The sequence below is a fragment of the Micromonospora andamanensis genome, from assembly GCF_016863495.1.
Lineage (GTDB): Bacteria > Actinomycetota > Actinomycetes > Mycobacteriales > Micromonosporaceae > Micromonospora > Micromonospora andamanensis.
In genome coordinates this window covers 1-11,065 of the sequence record NZ_BOOZ01000077.1, presented here as the reverse complement: position 1 = coordinate 11,065, position 11,065 = coordinate 1, and the positions used below count along the sequence as shown (strand labels likewise).

The 11,065-nt window shown below is 70.6% G+C and carries 14 protein-coding genes and 1 tRNA gene; 7 read left to right on the top strand and 8 right to left on the bottom strand.

What is annotated here, in order from left to right; translation table 11 throughout:
* Positions 1-246: 246 nt before the first annotated feature.
* Together Van01_RS31540 and Van01_RS31535 are read left to right on the top strand one after the other, a co-directional pair.
* A tRNA-Gly gene (locus Van01_RS31540) sits at positions 247-320 on the top strand.
* 226 nt (positions 321-546) lie between these two features.
* Positions 547-1,086, top strand: coding sequence for a DinB family protein (locus tag Van01_RS31535; protein WP_239099414.1), 540 nt, complete (start codon positions 547-549; stop codon positions 1,084-1,086).
* Between the two features lie 83 nt (positions 1,087-1,169).
* Here Van01_RS31535 and Van01_RS31530 read toward each other — a convergent pair whose 3' ends face one another.
* Positions 1,170-1,553 (bottom strand): hypothetical protein, encoded by a 384-nt coding sequence (locus Van01_RS31530; RefSeq protein WP_204015377.1) that lies wholly within the window; start codon positions 1,551-1,553, stop codon positions 1,170-1,172.
* Between the two features lie 131 nt (positions 1,554-1,684).
* Entirely contained in the window at positions 1,685-2,272 is a 588-nt protein-coding gene (locus Van01_RS31525) for a hypothetical protein (protein WP_204015374.1), read from the bottom strand.
* Between the two features lie 251 nt (positions 2,273-2,523).
* Between Van01_RS31525 and Van01_RS31520 the strand changes: the two genes are divergently transcribed.
* Together Van01_RS31520 and Van01_RS31515 are read left to right on the top strand one after the other, a co-directional pair.
* A complete protein-coding gene (locus Van01_RS31520) occupies positions 2,524-3,096 on the top strand; it encodes a hypothetical protein (RefSeq protein ID WP_239099413.1) in 573 nt (190 codons plus the stop codon).
* Between the two features lie 32 nt (positions 3,097-3,128).
* The gene (locus Van01_RS31515; RefSeq protein ID WP_204015372.1) at positions 3,129-3,410 is read left to right on the top strand and encodes a hypothetical protein; all 282 of its coding nucleotides are present in this window, start codon (positions 3,129-3,131) and stop codon (positions 3,408-3,410) included.
* Between the two features lie 106 nt (positions 3,411-3,516).
* Here the strand turns inward: Van01_RS31515 and Van01_RS31510 are convergent, their stop codons facing one another.
* From Van01_RS31510 to Van01_RS31500, 3 genes are read right to left on the bottom strand one after another with little or no spacing between them, the layout of a single operon-like run.
* Positions 3,517-3,831: an alpha/beta hydrolase family protein gene (locus tag Van01_RS31510; RefSeq protein ID WP_204015370.1), complete on the bottom strand. Its 315-nt coding sequence runs from the start codon at positions 3,829-3,831 to the stop codon at positions 3,517-3,519.
* Positions 3,738-4,424: an alpha/beta hydrolase family protein gene (locus Van01_RS31505; RefSeq protein WP_204015368.1), complete on the bottom strand. Its 687-nt coding sequence runs from the start codon at positions 4,422-4,424 to the stop codon at positions 3,738-3,740. The genes Van01_RS31510 and Van01_RS31505 overlap by 94 nt, the downstream gene beginning before the upstream one ends.
* Positions 4,425-4,454: 30 nt before the next feature.
* Entirely contained in the window at positions 4,455-5,468 is a 1,014-nt protein-coding gene (locus tag Van01_RS31500) for a fatty acid desaturase family protein (protein ID WP_204015366.1), read from the bottom strand.
* Between the two features lie 108 nt (positions 5,469-5,576).
* Between Van01_RS31500 and Van01_RS31495 the strand changes: the two genes are divergently transcribed.
* Together Van01_RS31495 and Van01_RS31490 are read left to right on the top strand one after the other, a co-directional pair.
* Positions 5,577-6,884: a sensor histidine kinase gene (locus Van01_RS31495; RefSeq protein WP_373306314.1), complete on the top strand. Its 1,308-nt coding sequence runs from the start codon at positions 5,577-5,579 to the stop codon at positions 6,882-6,884.
* Positions 6,836-7,471 carry a LuxR C-terminal-related transcriptional regulator gene (locus Van01_RS31490; protein WP_204015364.1) on the top strand — a complete coding sequence of 212 codons (636 nt, stop codon included), beginning with the start codon at positions 6,836-6,838 and terminating at the stop codon, positions 7,469-7,471. Before Van01_RS31495 ends, Van01_RS31490 begins: the two co-directional genes overlap by 49 nt.
* A gap of 32 nt (positions 7,472-7,503) precedes the next feature.
* Here Van01_RS31490 and Van01_RS31485 read toward each other — a convergent pair whose 3' ends face one another.
* From Van01_RS31485 to Van01_RS31475, 3 genes are all read right to left on the bottom strand, one after another.
* Positions 7,504-8,556, bottom strand: coding sequence for a hypothetical protein (locus Van01_RS31485; protein ID WP_204015363.1), 1,053 nt, complete (start codon positions 8,554-8,556; stop codon positions 7,504-7,506).
* The gene (locus tag Van01_RS31480; RefSeq protein WP_239099412.1) at positions 8,553-8,897 is read right to left on the bottom strand and encodes a PadR family transcriptional regulator; all 345 of its coding nucleotides are present in this window, start codon (positions 8,895-8,897) and stop codon (positions 8,553-8,555) included. The genes Van01_RS31485 and Van01_RS31480 overlap by 4 nt, the downstream gene beginning before the upstream one ends.
* 274 nt (positions 8,898-9,171) lie before the next feature.
* The gene (locus Van01_RS31475) at positions 9,172-9,711 is read right to left on the bottom strand and encodes a hypothetical protein (protein ID WP_204015361.1); all 540 of its coding nucleotides are present in this window, start codon (positions 9,709-9,711) and stop codon (positions 9,172-9,174) included.
* Positions 9,712-9,822: 111 nt separating this feature from the next.
* On the opposite strand from Van01_RS31475, the gene Van01_RS31470 reads away from it, so the two are divergent.
* Positions 9,823-11,055, top strand: a complete 1,233-nt coding sequence (locus Van01_RS31470; protein ID WP_204015360.1) for a GNAT family N-acetyltransferase — start codon at positions 9,823-9,825, stop codon at positions 11,053-11,055.
* Positions 11,056-11,065 lie beyond the last annotated feature (10 nt).

The following is an 11,065-nucleotide window of genomic DNA, read 5'->3' as shown; positions in this document are numbered from 1 at the left end:
GGGGGGGCGGCGGGGCGGCGGGCGGCGGGGCGGCGGGGCGGCGGGGCGGCGGGGCGGCGGGGCGGCGGGGCGGCGGGGCGGCGGGGCGGCGGGTGCAGTTTGCGGGATGTTGCGGTCTTCCGGCCTCGTGAGAGCGCAACATCCCGCATATTGCGATCGATCGACGCCGACGGCGCGGGGATACGGCCGCACGGTCGCCGTGGGTATTGGGTAGGCTGTCGGGCGCACCCGGTCCTCCGGGTGTACGCGGGCGTAGCTCAATGGCAGAGCTTCAGTCTTCCAAACTGACGGTGCGGGTTCGATTCCCGTCGCCCGCTCCACGAACTCCGGCCCAGGTCAACGGCATGATCGCCGAACCTGGGCCGTTCTCGCTCCTCGCGTCAGTCCCGGCTCTCCGCGCGGAAACCTCTGGCCGAGGAGGCGGATGGGGCAGCAATCGCTTCTAGCCGATGAGCGAGCGGCGATCGAGTTCCTCCTGGCGGCCGTCGAAGTTGGGGCACCGCAACTCACTTGACTGGTGCGGTCCGCCCGCGATGGGGTGGCGCCGTGAGCAAACTGTGGACCGCCCCCGAGGACGATCCCAGGGTCTTCGGTCAGCCCGTCGGCGAAAAGGCGACCTACCGGGAGTACCTCGACAACTACCGTCTGACCATCGAGATGAAGTGCGACGGACTGGACGCCGAGCGGCTCGGCCGACGCTCGGTGCCGCCCAGCACCCTGAGCTTGCTCGGCCTGGTCCGCCATTTGGCCCAGATGGAGAACCACTGGTTCCAGCGGGTGCTGCAGGGGCGGACCGACGCACCGTGCCTTTACCAGCACGAGGACGACCCAGACTGGGACTTCGGGGGCGCGGTCCCCGATCACGCGGTGGTGAAGGAAGCCTTCGCAACCTGGAAGGCCGAGATCGCCAAGGCGGACGAGTGGCTCGACGCCCTCGAGGAGGCCGACCTGGGCCGCGAGGTACCGGTCGACGGTGGCAGCCACGGCACGCGCGACGTGCTTCTCCACGTGATCGAGGAGTATGCGCGGCACGCCGGCCACGCCGACCTCCTGCGCGAGTGCATCGACGGGCGTACCGGCCTGTGACCCACCGAGACGGTGGGTCAGCACAAGGACCGCCGTCAGGATGCAACCGCTTCAACGTCTGACGACGGAAACCCGGCGCCGATTCACCGCAGCCGTTTGTCCTCGACGTGTACGACGTCAAGCTCATGGCCGTCCCGGTCTCGCTTTCCGCGTCCGTACAGACCAACGGCCAGATCGCTGTCGTCCGAGACCTCGTCGGGCCCTACGTAGGTCAGCACGTCGTTGTGGTGGCTGTAGACCACCCATCCGGGACCAGGATCGAGGGTGATGGTACCGAAGTCTCCGGCAGGTGAGCCGGCGTAGACGGGACCGTACTCGCGCAGGATGTCGACGGCCTGGGCGGCGAGGTCGACGCTGGGTCCGGGGTCTGGTAGTACGACGCAGGTGCCGTGGGCGAATACGACCCAGGACTTGCCGTCACCTCGGATGATGCGACGCCAGACTCCGGCCAGATCTTGCTCGGACATGACGATGATCATCCCTGAGTTGATGCACCAGCGCTACCCGCGAAGCGGGCCCGATACAGCGGTCAAGAGCGGGCAACCGAGGGCGGCAGGTGGTAGCAGAATTGAGCAATCCGGCCGAGCTGTCCGCCGCGCTAATCGGTCTCAACGGAACGCGCGCACGGCTGCTCGGTCCTGGCCTGCAAGGTGCTCCCCACCAGGGCGACGGGGTAGTCGATCTCTCTGACCTGGTGATCGCCGGTCTCGACCGAGAATCGCATCGACAACAGGTCACTCTCGAACGCGGTCGCGCATTCGAGGCGCAGCTTGACATCGATCAGACCGGTATCACCAGGGCGTAGCAAGCGAGAGCTGCCGGTGTCACGGACCAGGACACCCGGTCCTTGCCCAGTCGCCGAACGAACCGTCATCGGCGCCTGGCCAGGGTTGGTCACTGCCAGTTGCCCGTCCAGCTGAAGAACGCCCGGGACGTCCGAGCCCCCGCCAGCGATGGACACGAGAACGGCCACAAGTGCGACCGAGGCATGTCGCTCCCGCTCCTCCCGCGAGTCCCGCAGCTCGTTCACACCGAAGCCACCAAGCAACCCGCCGGCAACGAAGGCAGCGACGAGCCGGACAGCCATCTTCCGTCTGGCCAGGAGGCGGTCCGGAGCCCCGCTGCCTGCCGCCGTCAACTGGCGGTTGTGCTCATCCAGGTCGATTACTTCTCGCCCCGCCGACATGATGCCAGCGTAGGGCGTTCCTGACGGCACGTCGCCGGTCGTGCGGCCACCAGGTTGACGGTACGGGTTCGATTCCTGTCGCCCGCTCCACCGCGCTCCGGCCCGGGCCAGCGGCAAATTCCCTGATCCTGGCCGGTCGGCCGCTCTCCCGGTTGGATCTGCGGGCCGGCTGTGGGTCGCCCGCTGCACTGCACGACGTGACAGGGGAATGTGGTCGCACCGGTGCGTGTGGTGCTGCCACGATTGCTGCCGTGACTGGCGACTCCCCGACCGGCTACTCCCGCACCTGGCGTAGTGCGCTGCTGGGTCGTGTGGTCGCTGAAATCGAGACGGAGATTCGTCGGGCGTGGGAGCGGCTTGCCGTCGACCTCGATGTCGACCCGGATTCGTCCGAGGCGATCGAGGTGGCCTGGCTGGTAGTCGATGACCCGGCGGCGTACGACTGGCGGACCGTTGACGGCGCGATTGACCGGCTGAGCTGTCCGGCTTGTGGGGCCCGGCTGACCCAGGGACCGGCCGCGTGCGAGACGTGCGAGTTCCATCACCGGATGCGGTTCGGTGCCCGTGAGGTGGACCGTCAGCACGTTCCGCCGGGCAACGAGCACGCCCTGCGGGTGGCGAGTGCGGTGGCGCGTACCCGTCATCGGTATTCGGCCCGGGCCCGGGTGGGCTACGAACTGGTGCTGCCGGAACTTGTCGCTGGTGCGCTGCCCACCACACCACAGGCCCAGGCCGGCAAGGCTCTGATCAACAAGCTGACCGATGATGAGTGTGACCGCGTCGTGAGCTTCGCCCAGGTCGAAGAGTTGGCGCGCGGTCGCTGATGCCGCACGCTTCGCCACCTCTTGGAGTAGCCATGTCCGGTGAACCGGAGCCGGGTTTGCAGCCCGACCCTCTGCGGCCCGGCCACGAGCAGGGTGATCCGTTGATGGTGACGGTCGACGGGCAGGACTTCCGGGTTCAGGCCCGTCCGGGCGCAGCCGGCACGTACGACTTCGACTGGCTCAGCGGGCCGCACGACTACGGCTTCGGGCTGTCCCGGTCTGACGGCTCGATGATGAGCCGCGCCGAGATGGAGGCGGCGATCCGCGAGTTCCTCGCCGAGATCGACCCGGCCACCGGCTACCTGGCGGAGTGACGGCAAGGCAAAGGCAACGACACCGACGCCAGCGCCGCCGGCGGCAGAGCTGGCACCGCCACCGGCGGCAGAGCCCGCAACATCGGCGGCGACACCGACGACGCTGTCACCGGTGGCAGAGCCAGCGTTGCAACCAGGTGACGACAAGTTCGTCGAATCCGGGGGCACGGGCGGTGCCGAACCGGAGGTTGTGGTCGGCACCGGGGAACACCACGATCTCGTGGTCGTCGTGGCCGGCATCGCGAAGGATGGTGGCGACGACCCGTGCGCTCTCCCCCACCGGTACGAGCAGATCCTCGGCACCGAAAACGGCAAGTATCGGGCAGCTCAGTGACCTGAGCGCGGCGGTCGGATCGTGGTCGGCGATGCCGGCGAGGAAGGCGATCGACGGGGTGTCGTGCCGGCCAGCTTCGGGTACCACGGTGCGGTGTGCCAGGGTGCCTGGGCGGCGTGGACGCGTACCGGATCGTCGCCGGAGCGTACCCGGTGGATCTGCTCGTGGAGCAGCGTCACGGCCTGCTCCACGTCCGCCTCGGTGAAGCCCGCGGCGGGAAGCTGGTGGCGGAGGCGGTACTCCTCCTGCGCCAGCACGCCCACGCCCGGGCCGGACACGCAGACCACCGCCGCGACCAGGTCGCTGCGGGACGCGGCGAGGGGGGCCACCCAGCCGCCCTGGCTGTGGCCGATCAGCGCGACCGCGTCGGCTCGTACGTCTGGCTGTCGGCGCAGGGCGCGGACCGCCGCCAGGGTCTCCTCGGCCCGGTCGGTGAGCCGCTGGCGGGTCCAGTCTCCGGTCGAGGCGCCCGAGCCTGGCTTGTCGTAGGCGAGGCTGGCGAAGCCGGCGGCGGCCAGCCGGGTCGGCCACTCCCCCACGTCGCGCCCGCCGGGCCCCGAGCCCTCGACGAAGACCACCGCCGGGTACGGACCTGGCCCGGGCGGGCGAACCAGGTCACCGACCAGTTGGTCACCGTCGTGCCGGAAGGACAGTTCCGTCGACACCGGTTCGAACAGCACCCCGCCACGGTATCCACGCGCTGCCGGGGCTCAGCGGGCCGCGCGTTCGGCACGGGCGGGCGCGCCCACCTCGTGCAGGTGTCGCAGCGCCTGGCGGTAGGAGTCGATGAGACCTGTCTGTTCGTAGGCCACGCCGATCTCGGCGCAGTACGCCTGCACGATGGGTTGGGCCTTGCGCAGGTTGGGTGTGGGCATGCCGGGGAACAGGTGGTGCTCGATCTGGTAGTTCAGGCCGCCGAGCGCCACGTCGGTGAGCCAGTTGCCGTGCACGTTGCGGGAGGTCAGTACCTGCTTGCGTAGGAAGTCCTCGTCGCCTGTCGGGTGCGGCATGCCCTTGTGGTTGGGGGCGAACGTGAGCCCGAGGTAGACCCCGAACAGGGCCTGGTGCAACAGCAGGAAGGCGACGGCCTGAAGTGGCGTGAGGACCACCAGCAGCGCGGTGAGGTAACCGACGGCGTGCAGCACCAGCAGGGCGCTCTCGGCGCCGCGACGCCGTACCGTGCCGTCGCGCAGGGCCTTGACGCTTGACACCTTGAGGCTGACGGCGAGCAGCGTCAACAGCGGGAAGAACAGTGCGGCCTGGTGCCGGGTGATGAAGCCTTTCAGCCCGCGTCGGCCGGTGGCCGCCTCGGTGGTCCAGACGAGCACCTCGGGGGCCACGTCCGGGTCGAGGTCGTCGTGGTTGGGGTTGCTGTGGTGGCGGGTGTGTTTGTCCATCCACCAGCCGTAGCTCATCCCGACGCCGAGGTTCCCGGCGAGCAGTCCGGCGAGTTCGCTGGGTCGTCTGGTGCGGAACACCTGACGGTGTGCCAGGTCGTGCGCCACGAGCGCCACCTGGGCGAAGGTGACGGCGAGGAAGACGGCCGTGATCAGCTGCCACCAGGAGGAGCCGATGACGAGGAACGCCGTCCAACCGCCGAGGTACATGAGCGCGACGACGCTCAGCCGGACGACGTAGTAGGCGGGTCGGCGCCGCATCAGCCCCGCTCCGTTGATCCGGCGGGCGAGCGCGGCGAAGTCGCTGCCGGTCGTCGTGGTAGTCATGGCTTCAGCGAACCGCCTCACGACCTGCTTGTCAGGAGTTCTACCCCCTCCGCGAAGGGGGTGCTGGCACCACCGACGAACGGCCGCCACGGTGGGCACAATATGCCCGTGGACGTGGCCGGAGCTGGTGAACGGATGGCCCCATGGGTGCGCCAGGGGGTGCGTTCGGTGCTGGCCGGCATGGCCGGGATCGGTCTGGCGCTCACGAATCTTCCGCTGCTCGTCCTGTCGGTTGTCGCGTTGGTGCTGGTGCCGGTGCCCTTTCTCGGCATGGCCCTGGTGCCGTGGACGACGAAGCTGGTCAGGACGCGAACTGATCTTGAACGGAGGCTCGCCTCCCGGGCCGGTGTCCTGGTGGCCCGCCCGTACCATCCGCCTCCGGAGCGGGCCGTGCCCGGCGGTTGGCGTCGCTTCCGGTGGGCCGTCACCGACCCGGCCACCTGGCGGGATCTCGCCTGGCTGGTGCCTGGGGCCATCGTCGGGGTCGTCCTCGGCGTGCTCGGGTTGGTCATCCCGCTGTACGGGCTGGCCGGGCTGACACTGACGCCGGTGTGGATCTGGCTCGGCACCGACTGGTACGGCTACGGCACCATCTGGTCCGTCGACACGGTGGGCGAGGCCCTGCTCTGCGTTCCGCAGGGTGCCGCCATCCTCGCCGTCGGCCTGTGGCTGGCACCGTGGCTGCGTCGCGTCGACGCCCTGTTCGACAGGCTCCTCCTCGCCCCGACGAGGGCCGCCGAGCTTCGGCTGCGCGTCACCCAGCTGACCGTGACCCGCGCCGACACGGTGGATGCCCAGGCCGCCGAGCTGCGTCGCATCGAACGTGACCTGCACGACGGCATCCAGGCGCGGCTCGTCTCGTTGGGGATGATGATCGGCCTCGCCGACGAACTGATCGACAGGAATCCGGCCGCGGCGCACGAGATGCTCGCCGAGGCGCGGGAGTCGAGTGGGACGGCGCTTGTCGAGCTGCGGCACCTGGTACGCGGCATCCACCCACCCGTCCTGGCGGAACGTGGCCTGGAGGGCGCGGTGCGGGCACTGGCGCTCAGCCTGCCCGTACCGATCACGGTCGACGCCGAGCTGCCCGGCCGGCTCGACACGCCTGTCGAGTCGGCGGCCTACTTCGCCGTGGCGGAGACCCTGACGAACGTGGTCCGGCACAGCCGCGCGCGGCACGCGTGGGTGTCGCTGCGCCACGCCGAGGGACTGTTGACGATGGTGGTGACCGACGACGGCGCCGGCGGTGCCGACTCCGCCGCCGGTACCGGTCTGCGTGGCATCGAGCGTCGCCTCGCCGCCTTCGATGGCACGATGGCGCTGTCGAGCCCGCCCGGTGGGCCCACCGTCGTCACCATGGAGATCCCGTGCGCGTTGTCATCGCCGAGGACCACGCACTCCTTCGTGACGGACTGACCCGGCTCCTGCGGGCCTTCGATTTCAACGTGGTCGCGTCCGTCGACAACGGCCCGGCGCTGCTACCCGCCCTGGTCACCCACAAGCCCGAGGTGGCGGTGATCGACGTCCGGCTCCCGCCGACGTTCACCGACGAAGGTCTGCAGGCCGCGATCGCCGCCCGGAACCGGATACCCGGGCTGCCGATCCTCGTGCTCTCCCAGCACGTCGAGCCGTTGTACGCCCGGGAACTGCTGAGCACTCCCCAGGGCGGGGTGGGTTACCTGCTCAAGGATCGCGTCTCCAACGTCGGCGAGTTCATCGACGCCGTCCGCCGCGTCGCCGCGGGCGGCAGCGCCATGGATCCCGAGGTGATCTCGCAGCTCCTCGCCCGCCGGGAGCCGCTGGCGGCCCTCACCGCCCGCGAACGGGAGGTGCTCGGCGAGATGGCCGAGGGTCGCTCCAACGCCGCCATCGCCACCAAGCTGCGCATCACCGAGAAGGCGGTGAGCAAGCACATCAACAACATCCTCACCAAGCTGGACCTGCCGCCCTCCGAGGACGACAACCGCCGGGTGCTGGCCGTGCTGGCCTATCTCAACGCGTGACCGGAAGGCGTACCGGCCCTGTTGCTCGACGTTCAGGAATCGGTGCGGTGCGGCTCCTCGGCGGACGGCACCGGAGGCAGGTGGCGCAACGCCCGGAACGCCACGACGGCCAGTGGTACACCGACCGCCAGGACGGCGACGATCTGCCCGGCGGCGGTCGTCAGCAGGGCCGTGCGCTGCACCTGGGCACCGATGTCGGGCAGGGTCGCGATCCGCAGGGCGAGCGCGGCAGCGGCGAGCAGGACCAGCGCCAGCGACCAGGGCAGGGTGCGGAGCGGCGAGCGGGACGCGACCAGGTTGACCGCCATCGCGACGGCGACAAGCACACAGCACATCCCCGGCCAGTCGAGCAGCCGCAGCGCGGGCATTGTCGCCTGGGCGAGGAACAGCGGCACGGGGACCGCGAGGATGCCGATCGGCAGGGCCAGCAGCCAGGGACGACGTGCCACCGGCGCGGCATCACTGTGGACCGCGGACATCGCGACGAGCAGTGCTAGCTCGATGAGCAGCAACGCCCACGGCGTCACCGTCAACGGTGCCGGACCGGTGGCCTGCTCGACGGCGACGGCGACGGCCTGCGGCACGACAGCTACCGCGGCGACGGCCTGGGCCACCCGGCGGTGCCCGAGGACAAGGGCGAGGAAGGCCGGCAGCCAGGCGTAGCCGGCGAGGTTCAAGGTGGCCTGCCAACTGCTGGCGGGCGGGACGAGAACCCACTCGGAGGTGGGCGCGGGCAACCAGCTCAGCGCGCCATAGAGCCACAACGTGATGGCGAGACCGGCGGTGGCCATGACCGCCTGGAGCAGCACTCCGGTCAGCACCGCCAGGCGGACCGCCTGCCCCCAGGCGTACGGGCGTGGTGGCGCGTCAGCCCCACCGATCCGCAGCCGGACGGCGAGGGACATGACGCTTGCCACCTCCGCCAGGCTCGGGCGGCCGTGGTCGGCGAGGTACTCGTCGGTCTCGGCGTCGCCGGTCTGCAGGGTTTCCAGGAAGGCGGCGACCATGTCGTCCTCCCACTGCCGCCGGTATCCGACGGGCAGCAGGCGCAGCACCCGGCGGTAGCGTTCCTCCAACCGGCTCATCCGGACGTCCCTTCGATCGGGCTCTGTCGGCGCAGCCGGGTCGAGGCGAGCCGGGCGTTGGCGGCCAACCGTCGGGCCTCCGCGTCGAGGGCGTGGCGTCCCCGTTCGGTCAGCCGGTAGTACCGGCGCAGCCGACCCTGCCAGGCTTCCTCGCGGTCCAGCTCGATCAGGCCGCTGCCGACGAGACGGTCGAGCGCTCCGTACAGTGATCCGATTTTCAGCCGCACCCGGCCCTGCGACAGTTCCGCCGCGTCGGCGACGATGCCGTAGCCGTGGCGCGGGCCGTCGACGAGCGCGGTGAGGACGAAGAAGGTCGGCTCGGTCATCGCCCCGGAACTCATCAGCCCAATATAGTGGCTGACAAGATATCCTTACAAGCGTTATTTGTCGCGATGCCCGGCGCACTCCCGGCCGGCGGGAGAGGGCTGATCCGGGTCGCGTCGGATCCGGACGGCGCGTCCGGGAAACCGCACCAGCGGGGATGAATCGCGCCAGGCTGGGTAAGCAGGCCGCCGTCCTGGTGGAGTGACGACCTCGGTCGCGGTGCCCCGCGGCCACCTTCCGGGCGGGCCGGCCGACGGGCCGGTCCGCCCGGCGGCCGGGGCACCCAGCAACCTAATTGGTCAGCCAGTTCCAGGCGTCCATGATCCACTGCGTCTGTTGCAGGAAGGCGACACCCAGGCCGGTCAGGAACACCGCCGTGACCAGGTGCGCGCCGCGCGCGGTGCGCCGTATCCGTCCCATCTGCCGTTCCAGCACCACGCGGCCGAGCAACCGGGCCAGGGTGAACAGTCCCGCCGCGACCAGCAGGCTCAGCACGAAGATCACGACTGGTCCGACCAGGTCTCCGCCACCGGAGATCGCCCAGATCCCCCAGCACACGAATGCGAACAGTGCCCCCGCGAAGCTCCACTCGCCGCCTCGCTTCAGGCGTGCCACGTGCCAGCTCAACGGCTGACGCGGTGCCGGTTCGCCGGGCCAGCCGGTGCCGGTCGGCTCGTGCTCCACCGTCGGGAACGGCTCGGTGCGCGGCGCCCGGGCACCGACCTGGGCCACCCCACGGCGGTACGGGTCGCGCTGCGGCGGCACCCCGTCTCCGGGCTGCGGCGGCACCTCGACGGTCCGCTCCGCCCACGGCTGCGTCTGCTCGGGCATGTCGTTCCCTCCCCTTTCACCGGCGGCGCCCCCGGACGCCGCTGGAGTCTTCGAGGGTAGCCAGCCCGCAAATCGGTCGCCGTACCCACACCTATCGACTAGACACGAGCGGTGACCACCTCCACCCTGCCCATCGAGGCAGCCCGCGCCGAGGACTACGACGAGATCGGCCGTTTCCTCGGCACACTGTTCCATCACAACGTCGAGCCCGAGGCCCACGAGGCCGAGCGCGCGATATTCGAACCGGACCGGGCCCTGCTGGTACGCGACGCATCGGACCTGGTGGCCAGCGCCGCGGCGTACACCCGGGAGTTGGGCGTGCCCGGCGCGGCGGTACCCGCGGCGCACGTCACCCTGGTGGGGGTCGCGCCCACCCACCGTCGGCGGGGCCTGCTCACCGCGATGATGCACCGCCAGCTACGTCAGATCTACGACAATCGCCGGGAGCCGGTCGCGGTGCTCTGGGCCAGCGAGGGCCGAATCTATCCGCGCTTCGGCTACGGCCTGGCCTCCCAGCGGTTCCACGTCTCCGGTGAGACCACCGAACTACGGCTGCCGGCACCGACGCCGGACGAGGGCCGACTGCGCCTGGACCGGCCGGCCGACCGGCAGGCCGACCTGGCTCGGGTGTACGACCGGGCCCGCGTCGAACGTCCCGGCTGGTCGGCGCGGGACGACAGGTGGTGGCGGTACGTGCTTGTCGACCCGGAGGCACACCGGGGCGGCGGCACCGAGCGGCGGGTGGTGCTGCACGAGGGGCCCGACGGGGTGGACGGCTACGGACTGTTCCGCACCAAGGCCGAGTGGGACGATGCCGGCCCGAACAGCCTCACCACAGTCGACGAGGTGGTGGCGAGCACCCCGGCGGCGTACCGGGCGATCTGGCGGATGCTGCTCTCCCTCGACCTGACCCGGCGGCTGACCTGGATGCGGGCGGCAATGGACGAGCCGCTGCTGCGGTTGCTCAACGAACCGCGCCGGCTCGACTTCCGGCTGGTCGACGCCCTCTGGGTACGGGTGGTGGACGTACCCGCCGCGCTCGCCGCCCGGCGCTACGCCACGGACGTCGACGTGGTCATCGAGGTGACCGACCACCTGCTGCCGGAGAACACCGGCCGGTGGCGGCTGCGCGGCGGACCGGCCGAGGCCACCTGCACCCCGGCGACCGGGCCGGCCGACCTGGCCTGCGACGTTCGCTGCCTCGGTGAACTCTTCCTCGGCGGGGTGACCCCGGCCGCGCTGGCCGACGCCGGTCGGCTGCGCGAGCTACGCCCCGGCGCGCTCGCCGCAGCCAGCCCCGCCTTCACCTGGCACCGGGCCCCCTCCGCCATGGAGATCTTCTGACCCCACCCTT